Origin of the sequence: Micromonospora sp. NPDC050495, assembly GCF_040655175.1 — a bacterium.
Classification (GTDB): domain Bacteria; phylum Actinomycetota; class Actinomycetes; order Mycobacteriales; family Micromonosporaceae; genus Micromonospora.
The window spans coordinates 14,759-31,990 of sequence record NZ_JBFAJK010000058.1 but is presented as its reverse complement, the minus strand read 5'-3'; the positions used below and the strand labels follow the sequence as shown (position 1 = coordinate 31,990).

Here is a 17,232-nt window from a genome sequence, read left to right as displayed (position 1 = left end):
CCGCTAGGACATCAAGAGGAAATCCCACGTCACTACCGGCGACCGCGCGATCCGTGTCACTAGGGACTTTCGGTGTTCCCACTAGACCGCAACGCCCTGACCAGCGACAGGACCAACGGACGCGTCCCAGGACCCCGATTAGCTGTGGAACCCGGGAGAGCCGAAGGTTAAAAAACAAGACTAGACAAGATGACGCCCGACCGCAGGTTAAAGATCACGCTGAGTGATTGTTCGGGTGGGCGGGCTGCTCGACCTACCGGCCACGCGGCTGTCCCCTCGTCGCAACGCTGTAGTGCGCAGCTGGCCTGGACCGCTCAGCCGGCCCGTCCTGAAGCGGGCGGCTGCCCCCGCCAGCTCGCCTCGTCCGCAACACCCCACCTCCACAGGGCCGCGAGCACTGGCCCCAGAGTCAATCCCCTGGAGGTGAGGCGGTATTCGACGTGGGCAGGTACGCCGCCGCGGGCGTCGCGGACGACGATGTCATAGTCCTCCAGCACGCGCAGCCGTTCCGCTAGCACCTTCGCCGCGATCGGGCCGACGCCGGCGCGCAGGCTCGTGAATCGGCGCGGCCCCGCGAGCAACTCCCGAATGATCATGGCGTTCCACTTACCGCCGACGATGTCTAATGTCCGCGACAGCGGGCAGTCGCCCGCCACGAGATCCGGGGACCGCCAGTCCACCGTTTCCACCCCCCTCAAGCATGGTTACTTGCACGTTACCGCCACCATCAGGCGATGCTCACCACACATCCAACCGAAAGGATAAGGAGCGGGCAATGGGCGACGTGGAAGTGACGGTGACGATCATTGGCGGCCCGACCGTGCTCATCGAGCTGTGCGGCGTGCGACTGCTGACCGATCCGACCTTCGATCCGGCGGGCACGACCTATGAGCGTGGTCCCGTCCACCTGGCCAAGACACGCGGACCTGCCATGTCCACGGCGGAACTCGGACCCCTGGACGCCGTGCTGCTCAGCCATGACGAACACCCCGACAACCTCGACGCGGCGGGCAGGGAACTGCTGACGCGGGTGCCGCTCGTCCTGACGACGCCTGCAGCGGCCAAGCGGCTAGGCGGCAACGCCGTCGGGCTAGCACCGGGCGAAACTTACGACATCGCGGGACCCGAGGGCCAGCTCCAGGTCGTCGGCGCGCGTGCCGAGCACGGGCCACCCAGCCTGGGACCGGCTCTCGGATCGGTAACGGGCTTCCTCGTCCGCACCCGGCCCGACTCGGCCGCCGTGTACATCAGCGGTGACAATGTCTCGCTGGAAGCAGCCGCCGAGGCATCTCGCAGCGGGGAAGTGGGGCTCGCTGTGCTGCATGCCGGCGCGGCACGCCTGCAGCCCTTTGGGCCGGCACCACTGTCGATGACCGCCGCGGACGCGGCCAATGCCACCTCGCTCCTCGACGCCGGTGCGGTGATCGTCGTCCACGCCGAGGGGTGGAACCACCTATCCGAGCCCGACCACGCCGTGATCACGGCATTTGCGGCGGCCGGTCTCGGGGAACGGCTACATACGGCATCACCCGGTCAGCGGGTCAGCGCCCGGCTGAGAGGGTGACGGGCAGGCAAGCTGCGCATGCCTTGATCAGGTGAGGGATTCGGCGGCGGTTCACCAGACCCAAAGGCGGGTCGTACGGCAACCGCCGCCCCCACCGTGGTCAAGTCGCCTCGACGCGAACGTCCCAGGCTCTGTCCCCTCGAGAGCCGAACCAGCATGTCGTGAAGTGGACTGCTTCTCATGCGGTAGGTGGCTCTGGTGGGGATACCGCTCTGCCGCATAGGTTGCGCGGTCACGGCCGGCCCGGACGGGCCCGGGAATCCCTGACGATGCCACTCCTGGAGCTGCTGATGAAACATCTCGAACCGCTGCCGATGGATCCGTACCAAGCCAGGCGGACGGAGCCGCTCGGGGTGGTGCGCGGTCGGGATTGGCGATCAAGGTAACCGCCATCAGTGCCGACGGCGATCCCCTCACCGACGACGAGGTGAGCGCGGCGATCGGCCTCGCGCAGCTCCACCTCCCTCAGCTGACCCGGGAACGAGAGGCGGCTGGGGGCCGCGTTCGTGATCGCGCACCGCGGCACGGAGGCCCTGTGGGTGATCATCGGTCGGTGGGAGCTGGATCTCCTGTACCACCAACTCTTCCGCGCGGAGCTTGGCGGGACCGACTTTCAGCGCGTGCCCTCCGGTGGCCCGACCGCCTGTGTTTGGGAGCTGCTGGCGATCAACCACGAACGCCAGGCCTGGGTGGAGCACGTCCTGCGACGCCCTGCGGACCCGGATGTCGCCGCGTACCTCGCCGCGACCGTGCAGATCCCCGCGCCGGCGCCTTCGACCGCGACGCACGTACCGCCAGGCACCCGACCGGTCGGGGCGCGAGAAGGTAAAATGACTCCGGATCGGCTTCGCGCGTTCGGTGACGCGCGGGCGCGGGGCGATGTCGCGTTGATGAGCTTCATGACCGACGACTGCGAGTACTCCGCGTCGGTGGGGCCCGAGCCTGGCCGGACCTACCGGGGTCGGGACGAGGTTCGTCAGGGCTCTATCGATCTGCTCGCCTACGACGCCGGTGGCGAATCACGGGACGGCGTCCGCGACGAGCGCGGCACCGCACAGTGGTCATACGTCTTCCGGCAGCCCGACGGCGGGAGCAGGGAGGGGCTGGGGTGCGACCTCTTCCGGTTCCGAGGGGACAAGATCGTGAAGAGGGACGCCTACCGTAAGGCGCTCGGGTGATCGAGATGAGCGCCTGCCGATGTTCGCGGTAGACCGCACGCATCCGCGTGACGTGCTGGGCGAGGTGGCCGCCGGCGATGAACTCGGCGGCTCCGTCGACGGGCACCGGCATGACGCAGGCCCCGGCCATGTTGAGCGCGGACCGCGCCGGTGGATAACCCGGGTCCTCACACCACACACTGTCCCCTGGCTCGAGGAGCGTGCGTGCGCACAGGTGCAGCGCCTGCTGGGCACCGCCGACGACAACGATCCGCTGGGATCGGCTGTCACACCACGGGAGAGCACCAGATGGGCGGCGATGGCCTGCCGTAGCGCAAGCAGCCCGGCCGGATCGACCGGACTGGCGGGGAGCGCCTGGGCGCGGGCGTGCCGGGCGAGCAATCTCGCCCACAGATGATGGGGAAGCACCGTGGCGTCCGGTTCCCAGGGAGTGAAGGGCGCGGGCCGGCGTACCGGCGGCGGCGCGGACATCGGCGCCGTTGGCCGCTCGGGTGGGCCCGGCTGGGACCGGCCTCGTTCCCTGACCAGCTCCGCCTTCCGCCAGAGCAGGTCCCTGCTGACGTAGATGCCGGATCCGGTTCGCCGCTCGACAAAGCCTTCCGCAGCGAGCTGATCGAACGCCTCCACCACGGTCGACCGGGAGACCCCGAGCAACGCCGCCAGCGCCCGGGTCGACGGCAGCCGGGGATCGGGGGCGAACTGCCCGGTGAGGATGGCGGCAAGGATCCCCTAGTGCAACCGCGACCGCAGCGGCGCTCCTTCGGCAAGGGGATGGCTGAAGGAGGGAGCGTTACCGGCGCGGGCGTCCCGTACCGCTCGGCTCCGCCCGACAGGAGAAATCAAGGCAACAGGGGCGACAATGCGCAGGGTTGCCTCGTCTCACAGGGAGCAGGTCGTCGCAGAGGCGTCACCGAGGCGCTGGACTCGCCGTCACTTGCAAAGGATCGGACTTGTCACCAGCCGGACTAGGTGGGCAGCAGGTTTGCAGCAGGTTTTGCAGTTCGGTGAGGGCGGCGCTGATGCCGGCACCGTCGGCGCTGTAGCGGACGGTCTTGCCTTCGCGTTGGGCGTGGACGACCCGTCCGCGGCGCAGGATGGCGAGTTGTTCGGAGGCGGTGGACTGGCCGATCCCGAGCGCTTCGGCGACTTCGTTGACGCTGCGCGCGGCGCCGTCGGCGAACAGGAGCATCATCTGCTGCCGGGTATCGCTGGCCAGGGCGCGCAGGAACTCGCTCGTGGCCTCGCTCATCGCAGGCGCGTCGCTCATGTGCATCGCCTCCCTCGTCCGCCGGCAATCATATCGTCTCTTTCCGAAGTGACGATAGATTGTCACCCTCGTCACACTTGTATCGTCATCTCGGGGTATGACGATACGTTGGCGACATGAGTCTTATCGACATCGTCGTGGTCGGCGGCGGCCAGTCTGGCCTGGCCGCTGCGGGTGCCCTGCGCCGCGCCGGCCGCCGGCCGGTCATTCTGGAAGCGGGCGAGGAGCCGGTCGGTTCCTGGCCGCGTTACTACGACAGCCTCACCCTGTTCTCTCCCGCCCGCTACAGCTCCCTGCCCGGCCTGCCCTTCGAGGGCGACCCGGACCGGTACCCCTACCGGGACGAGGTGGTCGACTACCTGCGTCGGTACGCCGCCACGCTCGACGCCGACATCCGGACCGGTCAGCGGGTGGTGGAGGTGACGGCGGACGGACCGCGGTTCGGCGTACATCTCGCGGACGGCGACGTGCTCGCCGCGCGGTCGGTGGTGGCGGCCACCGGCGGATTCGGCCGACCACACCGACCATCCATCCCCGGCCTGGACCGATACACCGGCACCCTGCTGCACGCCTGCGACTACCGCAATCCAGAGCCGTACCGGGGGCAGCGGGTGGTGATCGTCGGGGCTGGTAACTCGGCGGTGCAGATCGCCACGGAGTTGGCCAAGGTCGCCCGGGTCACCCTCGCGACCCGGGCGCCGGTGCGGTTCGCCCCGCAACGGCCACTCGGCCGTGACCTGCACTTCTGGTACACCGTCACCGGGCTCGACATCGCACCGATCGGCCGGTGGCTGCGCCATCCTCCCACCGTGCCGGTACTCGACCAAGGCCCCTACCGCGCTGCTCTGGCTGCGGGCCGTCCCGATCGGCGGCCGGTGTTCACCGTCGTCGACGGCAACCTGGTGACGTGGCCGGGCGGCGAGTCGGAGTCGGTTGATGCGATCATTCTGGCCACCGGCTACCGGCCCGACGTCGGTTACCTGGCCCCGCTCGGCGCGCTGGATCCGCACGGCAGTCCACGTCATGTCCGGGGTATGTCGACCACCCACCCGGGTCTGGCCTTCGTCGGGTTGGAGTGGCAGTCCAGCCTCAACTCGGCCAGCCTACGAGGCGTCGGCCGGGACGCCCGCCGTGTCGCCGCCAGCCTGGCACACGTCGTGCGGAGCGCCGGGCAGTGACCGGCTTCGCGGCTGTCTTGGCGGCGATGCTGCTGGTGGCCTCGATGCTCGCGGTGGGAGCCGGCCTGCGAGTCGGTGACTTCGCTGCGCTGCTGCGTCGACCGGGGCCGTTGGTCGTCGCACTGGTCGTCAACGTCGTCGTGGTACCCGCGCTGGCTCTGGCGGCGATCCACGTCGCCGGGTTGTCGGGCCAGGTGGCGCTCGGTGTGCTGCTCGCGGCGGCCGCGCCGGGCGGCGGCAGCGCGGCCCTGCTGTCGCATCACGCTCGGGGGGACGCAACGGTGGCCGTGGGCCTGCAGGCGTTGTTGGCGGCTGTTGGTCTGGTCACCGTGCCGGTGTGGACCAGCGTCGGCGGGGTTGATGTGGGTGTTCCCGCCGGCACCGTCGCCGCGTTGCTGGCCGGTCAACTGCTGCCGTTGGGCGTGGGGATCGGGGTACGGGCGCGGTGGCCTGCCGCAGCCGGCCGGCTGCACGGTGTGGCCCGTCGTGCCGCCGACGGCCTGCTTGTCGTGCTGGTGCTCTGGTACGCGGTAGGCACCGTCGAACGCCTCGGGGACCTGCCTGCCGGGACGGTGCCGGCGATCGTCGCCGTGGTAGTCGTCTGTCTGGTCAGCTACTGGCTGCCGGCGACGGTGACCCGCCCGGTGCGGGGTGCGGTCGCGATGACCACCACGATCCGCAACCTGTCGTTGGCGTTCTTCGTCGCCACCGTCACGCCCGGTGCACAGACCACGGTGGCGGTCGTTCTCACCTACGGCCTGATCATGTACGTGCTCGCCGGGATCGCGCTGGTGCCGATGCGCCGCGCCGCCGGCAGCGGACCGGCGAGCCTTGCTACGGCTGCCAGCTGAGCCATTCACAACCACAACAAGATCTGAATTGGATGGGAGTCCTTCTGTTATGAGCGAAACCGTTGCGTGGCCTGGTCTGCCGGTCGCGGTTATCGGTGCGGGTCCGGTCGGCTTGGCCGCCGCCGCGCAGCTCGCGGAGCGTGGAATGCCCTTTGTCGTGCTGGAGGCGGGCGCCTGCGTGGCCGCGTCGGTGCGGCAGTGGGGGCATGTGCGGTTGTTCTCCCCGTGGCGATACAACACCGACGCCGCGGCGCGGCGCTTGCTCAGCGCCGCCGGTTGGACAGCGCCCGATCCGGAGGCGTTGCCCACCGGCGCCGAGCTGGTCGACGACTACCTCATACCGCTGTCGGCGCATCCGGCAATCGCCCCGCATCTGCGCCTGAGGTCTCGGGTTGAGGCGATCAGCCGCGCCGGTATCGACCGGGTCCGCACCGTCGGCCGCGACAGCGTCCCCTTCGTGCTGCGGCTGGTCGGCGGCGAGGAAATCCTGGCCAGTTCGGTAATCGACGCCTCCGGCACCTGGTGTACTCCAAATCTGCTCGGCGCCAACGGGTTGCCCGCGCACGGTGAACTCGCCGCGGCCGCTTGGGTCGACCACGCGCTGCCGGACGTACTCGGCGCCGACCGGCACCATCACGGCGGCCGGCACACGGTCGTGGTCGGCGCCGGGCATTCCGCCGCCACGAGCCTGCTCGCCCTGGCGGAACTCGCCGAGCAGGCTCCGGATACACGCATCACCTGGGTCATCCGCGCTGACGATCCGCACCGTGCCTATGGCGGTGGTGGCGACGACGCCCTGCCCGCCCGCGGGTCGCTTGGCACGGGCCTGCAGTTGCTGGTCGACACCGGCCGGGTTGATCTCGCGGCCGGTTTCCGGGTGCACGCGCTCCGGCCACTGGCCGACAGCCCCGACCGTGGCGGGATCGAGCTTGTCGCCCGCGAACTGGACGGTAGCCAACGCGTCGTCGCCGCCGACCGGATCATCGCCGCCACCGGGTACCGACCCGACCACGGCATCGCCTCCGAGCTGCGCCTGGACCTGGATCCCATCCTCGGTACGACGCGGGCCCTGGCGCCGCTGATCGACCCGAACGCGCACTCGTGCGGCACCGTGCGTCCGCACGGGGTCGCGGAGCTGACCCAGCCGGAACCCGGCTACTACATCGTGGGCATGAAAAGCTACGGCCGCGCGCCGACGTTTCTGCTGGCCACCGGCTACGAGCAGGTCCGTTCCATCGTCGCCGCTCTGGCCGGAGACTGGGATGCCGCGCACGACGTGCAACTCGACCTGCCGGAGACCGGAGTCTGTTCGGTGAACCTCGGACTGCGGTCGATCACCGACCGATTCGGTCTGGCACCGGACACGCCCACCAAGCTGGTCGCCGCCGCCACCCGTCACGCGGCCACCACCTCAGGCACTGCCGAAGCCGTGCTGGCCGCCGCCGCCGAGCTGGGTATCGACCAGGCCGCCGCGCTGCAACTGGCGGCCTTCGCCACCAGCCAACTGGAACCCGCCTAGTCCTGAGAGACCGGCCCCGGTCATCAGACGCTGGTGAATCGCCCGAGCAGCCGGATCCACCGGTCCCGCTCGGGCGATCCGGAGCGGGCAGCCCAAGAAGGGGGAGGAAATCGACCCGGCCAGCATCGGGTTTCGCTGGATGGTGTGACTGTCAGCCGAGTAGCAGTTGCGGCAGGTCCCGGAGGTTGGAGGTCACCTTGGCCGGGAGGTGCGCAGCATGGCGGCGCAAGATGGTGCCCCAATGCTTCTCGGAGACGACGACATCGCAGTGGCCCGCGGCCGTTCCGAGTGCCGTCATGTCGTTGAGGTCACCCTTGTGCCAGCGGAAACGCTGGTCCTCGTGCGCAGACATGCGGAGTCGACAGATGTCACCCTTCGCGGGAAGCGACAGCATGAAGTCCGTCAGCGTCTCCCGGGAGGAGGTGACGTACGACCACATGTCGATGCCTGTAGCTGCAGACTCCTTGTTCACGAGATCGACAAGGTCTTGCGCCTCCTGTGCGAGAACAAGCCGGTGAGCCCGGTCGCTGTTGTGCCCCTACTTCCGAAGCCGCTCTGCGGTGTCCCGCTCGAAGTCGAGCTGTCGTTGCGCGTACTCCGGCGATGGCCTCCCCCATTCAGAGGGAGTTGCTGTTGATCGAGGGTGATGGAGGAAAGGCGCACCTGACCTGTAAGAGGGCATCTCGTGTGGATCTGGTCTGATACACGCTGGTTGGTGCCTTGCCGGGGGCGAGGATCTTGAACTGTGATGATCAATGCATGACGAGTCCTCGCCGCCCGTATCGCACCGATCAGTCCGACGCCCGGTGGGCGCTGATCGAGCCGACCATGACCGGGTCACCAACCTGATCGCCGGACAATCCGGTCATAGCCTGGCAGCGCGGCGGCTGCCCTCTTTGTCGGTCGCATCTGTGAGGCGTTGGGACGCTGATCGGAGATAGCCGAGGACGGCGATGCCGTATGGAGCAGAGCCCTGAGTCGGCGCCGTTTACGGCGTCGACTCGGGACTGACATGTGCCAGCTTCGCGGGGTTGAGCACGGCGAAGATCGCGCAGATTCGACCTGAGCGGACGTCGACCGTGATGAGCTGCTGCTGACCGTCGACCTCAGCCCATGCGGCGGCTTCGCCGTTGACCTCGACGAGCCGTGCGGGACCGATCCCGTACCGTGACCGCAGGCCGGCCACGAACGCCAGTACCTTGGGTCGGCCGACGATCGGGTGGAGCGCTGCGCGTACCGTACCGCCCCCGTCGTTCCATGCCGTCACGTCCTCGGCAAGGATCCTGGTGAGTTCCGCCAGGTCGCCGTTCTGTGCCGCGTGCAGGAACGCCGTGAGTAGTCGCAGGTGCTCCTTTGGTGAGGGGTGGAACCGGTCACGTTCGCCGGCCAGGTGGCGCCGGGCCCGGTGGTACATCTGCCGGCAGTTTGCGGTCGAGGTCCCGACGGCTTGCGCGATGTCCTCGTATGGCAGGCCGAACGCCTCCCGGAGCACGAAGACGGCGCGCTCCGGGGGCGCGAGACGTTCCATCAGGTGCATCGTGGCGTACGAGATCGTGTCCCGTAGTTCGGCGGTGTCGAGTGGTCCCAGTGCTCCGGTGAAGACGGGTTCCGGCAGCCACGGCCCGCGGTACGACTCTCGGGTCACCCGTGCCGACCGCAACTGGTCGAGTGCGAGGCGGGAGACCACGGTCACCAGGAAGGCTCGGCTGTCCCGGATCTGCGACCGGTCCACGCCGGTCCAGCGCAGGTAGGCGTCTTGGACGACGTCCTCGGCGTCCCACATGCTGCCGAGCAGCCGGTAGGCCAGTCCGAGCAGTACCGGGCGGTGCTTTTCGAACTCCCGGACGGTGTCTTCCACCCAGCTCTCCTTCTATCGACGGGCCGCCTCTGGTCCCTGCACGTCGGCGATTGCCAGGGGTCAGGCGGCCGGGGTGTGGTGGCGCAACTCTTCGGCGAATCCCTGCTGCCAGGAGACATAGCGGGGGCGCCAGTCGAGGCTAAGCCGGGCGCGGGCGTTGTCCGCGCCGCGGAGTCGGGTCATGAAGGCGACTCCCCAGCCGCCCACGGCCAGTCGTGCCAGGACTGCGGGTGCGCTCTTGGGTGCGGGAGCATCGAGCATGGCGGCCATGGCGGGCAGCCATTCGCTCATCCGGGCGGGTTCGTCGTCGACGATGTTCAGCGCTCCGGTGGTGTTCTTGTCGAGCGCCGCCACGACGGCGGTCGCGGCGTCGTAGGCGTGGGTGAAGGAGAACGTGGCGGTACCCCCTGCCACGAGCGGAACCTTGCCGGCACGGACCTGTCGGGTGAACGAGCCGTCCGCGGCATAGATCGACTTGGGTCCGTATAGGTGCCCGAGCCGCAGCACCAGGCCATTCGACTCCCGGGTGCGCCGCTCCAGCTCACACAGCGCGTCCAGGACCGGAGCGAACTGCCGAGGCGGGTTTCGCCAGAACGGCACGTCCTCGTTGGCCGGACCCTCATCGCTCGGGTCGTAGGCGTACGCGAGCCCTTGCGTAATCACCCGGCGTACGCCGGCCCTGTCGGCCGCGTCCAGCAGGTTCCGGGTACCCTCCGTGCGCAGCCGGTTCGTCAGCGCGAAGTCCCGGGCGAGGTGCCTGGGGTCGATCTGCGCCGGGATTGCCGTGAGCATGTGGACAACCGCGTCGGGGGCCAAGTTGCGTACGGCGCGGCTGACCGCGTCACGGTCGAGTGCGTCAGCGACCACAGGCTCGGCACCCAGCCGCTCGACTGCGGCCGCCCGATCACGGGACCGGGCAAGACCGATCACGTCGTGACCGAACGTCTTGAGCATCGGCACCAGTTGGCGACCGACGACGCCGGTGGCACCTGCCACGAGTACCCGCATGATTCCTCCTGTCGTCCAGGCTCAGGCCCCGGAAGGGGCGGGAGCATCGGTTCGAGGACGGGTGGCGTCTCACAGCTGTGACAACTCGCCGATGCGACGTCGGTCACCCCGCCCGTGCCGGTGCGTGCTCCCCGTCGTACCGGTGCGTCAGCTACGGCCGGTCACAGCACTACGCCCTCTCCGACCGGGCCTGCTTGACCACGTCGACACGGACCCGGTGCTGGTCCTCGCCCCCCGAGCGGCGAGGACGTGTGCATCGGGTTGAGCCATGGCGGCAGGGTTGCCCCGGAACCTCGTACGATCGCTCATCGGTGGTCCGGCGGAAGCGAGTTCGGGTAGCGGGCGCCGTTGAAGGTCACGCGCAGGGCGTACACGGAGGTGCCGGCGGTGATGAACAGGTGGTTGAGTTTCGGTCCGCCGAAGGTGAGGTTGGCGACAGGTTCGGGAAGTAGGAGCTTGCCGATGAGGGTGCCGTCGGCGTCGAAACAGTGCAGCCCGTCCCATGCAGCGGCCCAGACTCGTCCGGTTCTGTCCAGGCGGATGCCGTCGAAGCGTCCGTAGTCGCATTCCGCGAAGATCTTCCCGCCGGTGAGGGTGCCGTCGGCGGCGACGTCGAAGACGCGGATGTGGCTGGGTTCCTGGCGCGTGTCGACGATGTAGAGCTGGCGCTCGTCGAGCGAGAACGCCAGGCCGTTGGGGCGGCAGAAGTCGTCGGCGACGATGCGGACGCCGCCGCTCGGGTCGATGCGGTAGACGTAGCAGGCGCCGAGTTCGCTGTCGGCATTGTTGCCTTCGTAGTCGCTGTCGATGCCGTAGCTCGGGTCGGTGAACCAGATCGTGCCGTCGGCGCGCACCACGACGTCGTTGGGGCTGTTGAGTCGCTTGCCCCCGTACCGGTCGGCGAGCACGGTGATCGTGCCGTCGTGTTCGGTGCGGGTGACCCGCCGGTTGCCCTGTTCGCAGGTGATCAGCCGGCCCTGCCGGTCGATCGTGTTGCCGTTGGCGTAGCCGGACTGATGGCGGAAGACGCCGACGGCGCCGGTGGTCTCGTCCCAGCGCAGCAACCGGTCGTTGGGGATATCGCTCCAGACCAGGTAGCGGCCGGCGGCGAAGTAGGCCGGCCCCTCGCTCTTGCGGGCGGCGGCGTGCAGCCTTTCGAGGACGAAGTCGCCGTCGCAGTAGCGGAACCGCTCGTCGAGCTTCTGGAACGCGGCAGGGATTGTGTCGGGCATGAAGACCCCCTGTAAGGACGACGTTCGGTATCAGGTTATCAGGGCCGAATACTGTATGGTCAACCCTCGTATCGGCTGAATCACATCTTGGAGCTCACACGTGATCGACAGCATCGACAGGGCCCTCCTGCAGCAGTTGCAACGTGATGCGACCCAGCCGTACGCGGCCCTGGGTCGGGCCGTTGGCCTCTCTGCCGGCTCGGCCCACGAGCGCGTACGGAAGCTGCGCGAACGAGGGGTCATTCGGAAAACGACGATCGATGTCGACCCCGCCGCTGTCGGTCGGGGCGTGCTGGCCTTCGTGATGCTCGAGGCCGACGCCTGGATGGGCGGCAGTCCAACTCGCCACGCCCTTGCAGGGATACCCGAAATTCAGGAGGCTCACACCATCGCCGGCGCCGCCTCAGTGCTCGTGAAGATCAGAACAGCAACGACCGAGGAACTGCAGACGGTCCTCCGCAGAGTCTTCGACATCGACGGCGTGACCGGCACGCAGACCATCGTCGTACTCGAGTCGTTCTTCGAACGACCGCTGCACGTCAGCGACGAACCCCGCGCGTAGGTGTAGTGACCATGAGGCGTGTTGACAGCGTCGCGGCTTGATCAATAGGGAGACCTCCGGCGAGGTGTGAGGTGCTCACGCCCACGTCCCGACCGGAGGTCTCGAGGCCCCGCTCCTTCATGCCATCAAAGGCGATCCTTCGTCAGCGGCGCGTGCTGCCTCTGCGAACGACGGACCACGGCGCAGCCAGGGAGTTTGGCGCTTCACCGAGCGCCGCCCGGGCACACGCCGTACCCTGTTCCCGCAGTGATTGCGCGACCGTCGTCAGCCCGAGCTGCAACGCCGCAGCCGCGTCGTCCCAACCCATTACCGCCAGATCGTTGGGGATCGCGCAGTACGGCAAGTCCGGCTACCTCAACGGCGAGTGGTTCGAGGGCCGGGGCATGAAGACGACCCAGTTCGTCAAAACCCTGTCGGGCTGGAAGATGAGCTCGCTGGCAGCCTGGGACGACGAGCCCACCCCCAGGCCCGCCACGACAGGTGCTTGAGCGGGACCGAGCGCGGCCACGACGACCTCCTTCAGCGCCGTCGCCTACTGGAGCGGCGAGCAGCCCATCGCCGCGTGGCGCGACCACGCCGCCCACGCGGCCACCCGCAGCCTCCGCCTGAAGATCAGGCTCCTGGTCGAACCGCCGACGTGCCGAGACCCGGGGCCCGGGCAGGTCCTGTCGGTCTCGGCCGGGCCCCTCTTGTCAGCGGCGCCTGTTGCGGGTGTTCAGCAGGATGGCAGTGGTGATCAGCCCGGCGCCGACCAGCGCGATCGAGTTGAGGCGATCGCCGAGGAAAAGCGTGGCCAGGAGCGTGGCGACGAGCGGTTCCAGGAGCGCGATCAGCGCCGCCGTACCGGCCGGTGTGGTGCGCAGGCCCCGGAAGTACAGGGCGTACGCCACCGCGGAGGGTGCGGTGCCCAGGAGGAGCAGCAACCCCACCGACGCCGGGGTCGGGACGAAGTCCATGCCGGATGTCGCTGCGGACGCAGGGCGAGCACGGCCGCGCCGATCGCGAAGCTCACGCCGGTCCCGGTGAGATCGTCGAGACCGGCGACGGGCCGGGCGCCCACGAAGGTCATGGTGGCGAAGCCGGCTGCCGATAGCAGCGCAAGGCCGGCTCCGGTGAGCGCTCCCGTGGTGGTGATGCCGCCGGACGGCGTGCCCACGAGCAGGGCCCGACCGCTGACTGCCAGTGCCACCGTGCGAGCATCGACGCGCTGACCCGCCGCCGCCCGGCGATCCATTCGGCGAACAGGACCAGGGCTGGTGAGGCTCCGATGGTGAGCAGGGTGGCGAGGCTGACGTTGGTCAGTGACACGGCGGCGAAGAAGCAGGACTGGAAGACCGCGGCGAGCAGCCCGTTCACGATCATCCGGGCCCAGGCATGCCGGCCGCGTGGCAGCGGTTGTCGGGTCAAACAGAGCCAGACGATAACGAGTATGCCGCCGACGGTGAGCCGGTACGCGGCCACTGCCAGCGGTGACAGGCCGGTTTCGTGGGCGAGGAGGCTGCCGGTGGGGCCACCGGTGCCCCACAGCACGCCTGCGAGGACGAGCGACCACAGGCCGGTGGCGGAGCGTCGGGCGACGGCCACCGGGCGTTCGGAGACAAGCATGAAGATATCGCTCCTGCGACGACAGGAATTGGGGTCGCGGAAGCGGGGCGTACCGGACTCAGCGATCGGTGAACCGTGTGTCCAGCCGACACAGGCTGGACACGATGAGCAGTGCCGCCCCGCTCAGGAGCGCGGCGGGGTGATGATGTCGAAGGTCCGGCCCATGATCCGATCCTACTCACGGCCGATGGAGGCCACGAACCCATTTTGAGCAACATTAACGGGCGGTAGCTGTCGACGCGGTGGTGGCCAACGCTCCGAACCCGATCGCTATCCACACGACGTTGAGCGCGGCGGAAGGCCACGCGCCGTGCACGGTCGAGGAGAGTGCCAGGCCGCCGCTTCCGGCGATGTTGAGCCACTGGAAGGTCCGGCCGTCGCCGGCGAGACGCCCCGTAGACGTCATGGCGTACGCGGCGAGCAGTACCGCGGCGCCCAGCCAGCCGACCGCCTCCACCGTAGTCAAGACCAGGGACATGATCAGGCGCCGAGGACGGCGTACGCGCGGACAGGGAACGTGCCCATGCCGGCGATCGGAGCGGGCGCGGCGTGGAACCGGAAGCCGGTCACCGGCAGGGCCCCGAGGTTGGTGAGGTGTTCGACGAGCGTGACGCCCGCGGCGAGCAGCCCGGTGTGGGCCGGGCGGGCACCGTCGGTGGTGTCGTCAACGTTGATCGAGTCGATCCCGACCAGTACCGCGCCGGCCGCGACGAGGTGGTCCACTGCGGCCCGGGTGAGGTACGGGTGACCACCCGACCCGTAGGTGGCGGTGCCGAAGTGCCGGTCCCAGCCGGTGTGCACGAGCACCGCCCGCCCCGCCACGTCGTACGGCGCGAGCAGCTCCGGCCCGATGGCCGGTCCCGGGCGATCGGTGAGCCGCACCACCACACCGGGCAGGTCGGCGAAGCGTTCGGCCGGGATGTCGGCGAGGTCGTAGCCCTCGGCGAAGCGATGGTATGGCGTGTCGAGGTAGGTGCCAGTGTTAGCCACCATCGTGATCCGGTCGAGCTGGAAGGTGGTGCCGGGCGCGTAGGTCTGCCGGGACGCCTCGCGGGACACATGCGCGGCGATCTGCGGTCCGGGAAGGCCAGGCAAGGTGATCATGCCGGCGTTGATGCGGTGGGAAAGCTCGACGATGCCGTGGGCGGCCGGTGGTGGGGTCGCGGCCCGGCGCCCCTTGTGCGGCTCGGCGAGCAGCCGCAGCCCGGAGATCACCACGTCGGCGACCATCAGCAGCCCGAGTTCGCGGACGAACGCGGCTCCCACCTCGGCCGGGCCGACGTGCTCGTCGTCGACGTCGAGCCGGAACCCGTGGGCGGTCAATCCGCCACCGTTGATGAAGGTGATTTCCGCATCGAACTCCGCCCGCCACTGCTGCGCCACGTCCCGCCCCCGTCGTATGTTTTCGCTGTTCACACCCGCCAAGGATGGGATTCCGTCGGCGCCGTGACAAGCGAGAGTTGCTAAGCCGGGCGTTAAGGAGAACTGCATGGAGATCGACCCGCGCAGGTTGCGCGTGCTGTGGGCGGTGGCCCGGCGTGGTGGCGTCGCCGCCGCAGCGCCGTTGCTGCATCTGACGCCGTCGGCGATCTCCCAGCAGATCGCCCAACTGGAACGGGAGGTGGGTGTCGCCGTTCTCGACCGGGGACCGCGGGGGGTGACGCTCACCGAGGCTGGACGTCACCTCGCCGCGACCGGTGAGCGGATCGAGGCGGAACTGACCGAGGCGCGGCGGGCGCTCTCCGCGTTGACCGGCCGGGTCGCCGGGCCGGTCACCATCGCCGCGTTTCCGACCGCGATCGCCCACCTCGTCGTCCCGGCGGTGCGCGCTCTCGCCGCCGAGCACCCGGCCATCGAGCCACGCGTCGTGGAGTTCGAGGGCGAATCGGCGCTGCGGGAACTCACCACCGGCACCATCGACGTGCTGATCGACGACTCAGAGCCGGGCACCGTGCCGCAGCCGGCCGGCACGGAATCCGTGGCGTTGCTCTCCGACCCGTACCGGGTGGTAGTGCCGACGGCGTGGCAACGGACCCCGACTGGGCTCGCGGACCTCGCGCAGGACCCGTGGATCGTCGGTCCGCCCGGCTCGGCGGTCCGGCGCGCCCTCGACCGCCTCGCCGACGAGCACGGCGTCCGGCCGCTGGCCGCCCACGAGTGCCTCGAGTTTCCGGCGGTGCTGGCGCTGGTCGCGGCGGGCCTCGGGGCGGCGGTCGTACCGGCGCTCGCGCTCGCCGGCGGCCTGCCTCCCGGTGTCGCGGCCACCGGCCTGTCCGCCCTTGGCGGCCGGTACCTCTCGGCGATGCACCGCGCCTACCGGACCGGAGCCTCGCCGGCTGTCGCGGTCACGGTGACCGCGCTCACGGCCGCCGGGCGGGCGGCGACCCCGGTCGTGTAGTGGAGAAGACATTGCGGCACGCGGACGTGGCGCGTGCCAACGCCTGCCTTCACCCAACGGGGCGAGCGACTCCCCACCGGGTGGTGGGTTCTCAACGGCAGGCTGATCCCCGATGCCGTGATCGTCGAAGCGTCTGCCGGTTCGCGCTATGGTCACCGAACAGGCGCGATGAGCAAGGTGCGTCGTCAGGCCGTACGATCCGAAGTGATCGAACTGCGCCACTCCGTATCACCGCCGCGACCATCCGTAGCGGCGACGAGGCGTGCCTGGGTACACGTGGACGGTAACGTGCCGGGTCGTCTCTTGTAGACGGCACAGCGGGCGGGAGGTGGGGCATGCCGGTCACAGGCCAGCGGGTGGTACGTCGTACCCTCGGCCGACGACTGCCGCGGCTCCGGCTGGCAAACGGCAAGACCCGGCGCGAGGTTGCCGAGGCGAAGTTCGGCATCTCCGAGCCGACGCTGCACCGGATCGAGACGGGCAAGGTGCCGGTGACGCCGGCGAACGTGCGGGCGCTGTGCTGGCTGTACGGCGCCACCATCCGCACCGGCGACGGCGCGACCCGGGCCGTGCGCGTGGACGGGGAGTCGCTGGTCGACCTCGGCCTCGCCGACATCGGTGAACTGCTGGACCAGCCGGACTGGGTGGAGCACGCCACTCGGGCCGGGGACACGGTCGAGGCGGTCGGCTGCGCGCCGCAAAGCGGCTCCACGACCGGACCCGTAGTGCGCAGCGCATCGTTGCCTTCGGCCCGGGCATGGCGGAACTCACCTGGACTGGGAACGCTCGAAACGGGCCTACGCTATCCGTGCCAGCCGAGAGAATGTGATGTGGAGCGGCCGGTCGTCCATCCCGGCGCCCGATGATGTGCCTCAACCCCGATTAACCTCGGAGAGCCGACAAGTTCCCCGCAGCCCGATACTTCGTCCTCAACGACCCACGCCCAGCCCCAGCAGAAGGCGCTTTCCACCCCGAACAGGTTGTGTCCGGGGTGGAAGGCGCATCTATACGT

General features: G+C 69.2%; 20 protein-coding genes and 2 pseudogenes. 9 read left to right on the top strand and 13 right to left on the bottom strand.

The window, feature by feature from the left end; translation table 11 throughout:
- Positions 1 to 314 precede the first annotated feature (314 nt).
- Entirely contained in the window at positions 315 to 689 is a 375-nt protein-coding gene (locus AB0I11_RS31005; protein ID WP_357328693.1) for a helix-turn-helix domain-containing protein, read from the bottom strand.
- An 86-nt stretch (positions 690 to 775) separates the two neighbouring features.
- On the opposite strand from AB0I11_RS31005, the gene AB0I11_RS31000 reads away from it, so the two are divergent.
- Both AB0I11_RS31000 and AB0I11_RS30995 read left to right on the top strand, forming a co-directional pair.
- Positions 776 to 1,564, top strand: a complete 789-nt coding sequence (locus AB0I11_RS31000; RefSeq protein WP_357328690.1) for an MBL fold metallo-hydrolase — start codon at positions 776 to 778, stop codon at positions 1,562 to 1,564.
- 539 nt (positions 1,565 to 2,103) lie between these two features.
- A complete protein-coding gene (locus AB0I11_RS30995; RefSeq protein ID WP_357328687.1) occupies positions 2,104 to 2,742 on the top strand; it encodes a nuclear transport factor 2 family protein in 639 nt (212 codons plus the stop codon).
- 100 nt (positions 2,743 to 2,842) lie between these two features.
- On the opposite strand, the pseudogene AB0I11_RS30990 reads toward AB0I11_RS30995, so the two are convergent.
- The 3 genes and pseudogenes from AB0I11_RS30990 to AB0I11_RS30980 all read right to left on the bottom strand — a co-directional run.
- A pseudogene (locus tag AB0I11_RS30990) lies at positions 2,843 to 3,133 on the bottom strand (aminotransferase class I/II-fold pyridoxal phosphate-dependent enzyme); the annotation flags it as partial.
- Positions 3,134 to 3,312: 179 nt separating this feature from the next.
- Positions 3,313 to 3,456 (bottom strand): annotated as a pseudogene (locus AB0I11_RS30985) (winged helix-turn-helix domain-containing protein); the annotation flags it as partial.
- Between the two features lie 193 nt (positions 3,457 to 3,649).
- Positions 3,650 to 4,009 carry a metalloregulator ArsR/SmtB family transcription factor gene (locus AB0I11_RS30980; protein WP_357328684.1) on the bottom strand — a complete coding sequence of 120 codons (360 nt, stop codon included), beginning with the start codon at positions 4,007 to 4,009 and terminating at the stop codon, positions 3,650 to 3,652.
- A 116-nt stretch (positions 4,010 to 4,125) separates the two neighbouring features.
- Between AB0I11_RS30980 and AB0I11_RS30975 the strand changes: the two genes are divergently transcribed.
- The 3 genes from AB0I11_RS30975 to AB0I11_RS30965 are packed head-to-tail and all read left to right on the top strand — an operon-like array spanning position 4,126 to position 7,557.
- Positions 4,126 to 5,187 carry an NAD(P)/FAD-dependent oxidoreductase gene (locus AB0I11_RS30975; RefSeq protein ID WP_357328682.1) on the top strand — a complete coding sequence of 354 codons (1,062 nt, stop codon included), beginning with the start codon at positions 4,126 to 4,128 and terminating at the stop codon, positions 5,185 to 5,187.
- A complete protein-coding gene (locus AB0I11_RS30970) occupies positions 5,184 to 6,038 on the top strand; it encodes a hypothetical protein (protein WP_357328679.1) in 855 nt (284 codons plus the stop codon). Before AB0I11_RS30975 ends, AB0I11_RS30970 begins: the two co-directional genes overlap by 4 nt.
- 49 nt (positions 6,039 to 6,087) lie before the next feature.
- The gene (locus AB0I11_RS30965; protein ID WP_357328676.1) at positions 6,088 to 7,557 is read left to right on the top strand and encodes an FAD-dependent oxidoreductase; all 1,470 of its coding nucleotides are present in this window, start codon (positions 6,088 to 6,090) and stop codon (positions 7,555 to 7,557) included.
- A 151-nt stretch (positions 7,558 to 7,708) separates the two neighbouring features.
- On the opposite strand, the gene AB0I11_RS30960 is transcribed toward AB0I11_RS30965, so the two are convergent.
- The 4 genes from AB0I11_RS30960 to AB0I11_RS30945 form a co-directional block, all read right to left on the bottom strand.
- Positions 7,709 to 7,996 carry a hypothetical protein gene (locus AB0I11_RS30960; RefSeq protein WP_357328673.1) on the bottom strand — a complete coding sequence of 96 codons (288 nt, stop codon included), beginning with the start codon at positions 7,994 to 7,996 and terminating at the stop codon, positions 7,709 to 7,711.
- A gap of 549 nt (positions 7,997 to 8,545) precedes the next feature.
- Positions 8,546 to 9,415 (bottom strand): RNA polymerase sigma-70 factor, encoded by an 870-nt coding sequence (locus tag AB0I11_RS30955; protein ID WP_357328670.1) that lies wholly within the window; start codon positions 9,413 to 9,415, stop codon positions 8,546 to 8,548.
- A 60-nt stretch (positions 9,416 to 9,475) separates the two neighbouring features.
- Positions 9,476 to 10,423, bottom strand: a complete 948-nt coding sequence (locus AB0I11_RS30950) for an NAD(P)-dependent oxidoreductase (RefSeq protein ID WP_357328667.1) — start codon at positions 10,421 to 10,423, stop codon at positions 9,476 to 9,478.
- 305 nt (positions 10,424 to 10,728) lie between these two features.
- Positions 10,729 to 11,655: an SMP-30/gluconolactonase/LRE family protein gene (locus AB0I11_RS30945; RefSeq protein ID WP_357328664.1), complete on the bottom strand. Its 927-nt coding sequence runs from the start codon at positions 11,653 to 11,655 to the stop codon at positions 10,729 to 10,731.
- A 100-nt stretch (positions 11,656 to 11,755) separates the two neighbouring features.
- Between AB0I11_RS30945 and AB0I11_RS30940 the strand changes: the two genes are divergently transcribed.
- Positions 11,756 to 12,217: an Lrp/AsnC family transcriptional regulator gene (locus AB0I11_RS30940; RefSeq protein ID WP_357328661.1), complete on the top strand. Its 462-nt coding sequence runs from the start codon at positions 11,756 to 11,758 to the stop codon at positions 12,215 to 12,217.
- Positions 12,218 to 12,359: 142 nt separating this feature from the next.
- On the opposite strand, the gene AB0I11_RS30935 is transcribed toward AB0I11_RS30940, so the two are convergent.
- Positions 12,360 to 12,524, bottom strand: coding sequence for a hypothetical protein (locus AB0I11_RS30935; RefSeq protein WP_357328658.1), 165 nt, complete (start codon positions 12,522 to 12,524; stop codon positions 12,360 to 12,362).
- A 13-nt stretch (positions 12,525 to 12,537) separates the two neighbouring features.
- Here AB0I11_RS30935 and AB0I11_RS30930 point away from each other — a divergent pair, with 13 nt between their 5' ends.
- Positions 12,538 to 12,705: a hypothetical protein gene (locus AB0I11_RS30930; RefSeq protein WP_357328655.1), complete on the top strand. Its 168-nt coding sequence runs from the start codon at positions 12,538 to 12,540 to the stop codon at positions 12,703 to 12,705.
- Positions 12,706 to 12,909: 204 nt separating this feature from the next.
- On the opposite strand, the gene AB0I11_RS30925 is transcribed toward AB0I11_RS30930, so the two are convergent.
- The 4 genes from AB0I11_RS30925 to AB0I11_RS30910 all read right to left on the bottom strand — a co-directional run bounded on the left by AB0I11_RS30925 (position 12,910) and on the right by AB0I11_RS30910 (position 15,052).
- Positions 12,910 to 13,173 carry a DMT family transporter gene (locus tag AB0I11_RS30925; protein ID WP_357328652.1) on the bottom strand — a complete coding sequence of 88 codons (264 nt, stop codon included), beginning with the start codon at positions 13,171 to 13,173 and terminating at the stop codon, positions 12,910 to 12,912.
- Between the two features lie 109 nt (positions 13,174 to 13,282).
- Positions 13,283 to 13,822 carry a DMT family transporter gene (locus AB0I11_RS30920; protein ID WP_357328649.1) on the bottom strand — a complete coding sequence of 180 codons (540 nt, stop codon included), beginning with the start codon at positions 13,820 to 13,822 and terminating at the stop codon, positions 13,283 to 13,285.
- Between the two features lie 217 nt (positions 13,823 to 14,039).
- Positions 14,040 to 14,288, bottom strand: coding sequence for a hypothetical protein (locus AB0I11_RS30915; protein WP_357328646.1), 249 nt, complete (start codon positions 14,286 to 14,288; stop codon positions 14,040 to 14,042).
- 14 nt (positions 14,289 to 14,302) lie between these two features.
- Positions 14,303 to 15,052, bottom strand: a complete 750-nt coding sequence (locus AB0I11_RS30910; protein ID WP_357328701.1) for a cyclase family protein — start codon at positions 15,050 to 15,052, stop codon at positions 14,303 to 14,305.
- Between the two features lie 259 nt (positions 15,053 to 15,311).
- Here AB0I11_RS30910 and AB0I11_RS30905 point away from each other — a divergent pair, with 259 nt between their 5' ends.
- Positions 15,312 to 16,220, top strand: a complete 909-nt coding sequence (locus AB0I11_RS30905) for a LysR substrate-binding domain-containing protein (protein WP_357328643.1) — start codon at positions 15,312 to 15,314, stop codon at positions 16,218 to 16,220.
- A 335-nt stretch (positions 16,221 to 16,555) separates the two neighbouring features.
- Positions 16,556 to 17,086, top strand: coding sequence for a helix-turn-helix transcriptional regulator (locus AB0I11_RS30900; protein ID WP_357328640.1), 531 nt, complete (start codon positions 16,556 to 16,558; stop codon positions 17,084 to 17,086).
- Positions 17,087 to 17,232 lie beyond the last annotated feature (146 nt).

What these genes read in the sequence shown, in the direction of transcription:
- AB0I11_RS31000 (WP_357328690.1), top strand. Translation starts at nt 776, where the DNA reads ATGGGCGACGTGGAAGTGACGGTGACGATCATTGGCGGCCCGACCGTG.
- AB0I11_RS30980 (WP_357328684.1), bottom strand. Translation starts at nt 4,009, where the DNA reads ATGAGCGACGCGCCTGCGATGAGCGAGGCCACGAGCGAGTTCCTGCGC.
- AB0I11_RS30975 (WP_357328682.1), top strand. Translation starts at nt 4,126, where the DNA reads ATGAGTCTTATCGACATCGTCGTGGTCGGCGGCGGCCAGTCTGGCCTG.
- AB0I11_RS30965 (WP_357328676.1), top strand. Translation starts at nt 6,088, where the DNA reads ATGAGCGAAACCGTTGCGTGGCCTGGTCTGCCGGTCGCGGTTATCGGT.
- AB0I11_RS30960 (WP_357328673.1), bottom strand. Translation starts at nt 7,996, where the DNA reads ATGTGGTCGTACGTCACCTCCTCCCGGGAGACGCTGACGGACTTCATG.
- AB0I11_RS30950 (WP_357328667.1), bottom strand. Translation starts at nt 10,423, where the DNA reads ATGCGGGTACTCGTGGCAGGTGCCACCGGCGTCGTCGGTCGCCAACTG.
- AB0I11_RS30945 (WP_357328664.1), bottom strand. Translation starts at nt 11,655, where the DNA reads ATGCCCGACACAATCCCTGCCGCGTTCCAGAAGCTCGACGAGCGGTTC.
- AB0I11_RS30935 (WP_357328658.1), bottom strand. Translation starts at nt 12,524, where the DNA reads ATGGGTTGGGACGACGCGGCTGCGGCGTTGCAGCTCGGGCTGACGACG.
- AB0I11_RS30925 (WP_357328652.1), bottom strand. Translation starts at nt 13,173, where the DNA reads ATGGACTTCGTCCCGACCCCGGCGTCGGTGGGGTTGCTGCTCCTCCTG.
- AB0I11_RS30920 (WP_357328649.1), bottom strand. Translation starts at nt 13,822, where the DNA reads ATGCTTGTCTCCGAACGCCCGGTGGCCGTCGCCCGACGCTCCGCCACC.
- AB0I11_RS30910 (WP_357328701.1), bottom strand. Translation starts at nt 15,052, where the DNA reads ATGGTCGCCGACGTGGTGATCTCCGGGCTGCGGCTGCTCGCCGAGCCG.
- AB0I11_RS30905 (WP_357328643.1), top strand. Translation starts at nt 15,312, where the DNA reads ATGGAGATCGACCCGCGCAGGTTGCGCGTGCTGTGGGCGGTGGCCCGG.
- AB0I11_RS30900 (WP_357328640.1), top strand. Translation starts at nt 16,556, where the DNA reads ATGCCGGTCACAGGCCAGCGGGTGGTACGTCGTACCCTCGGCCGACGA.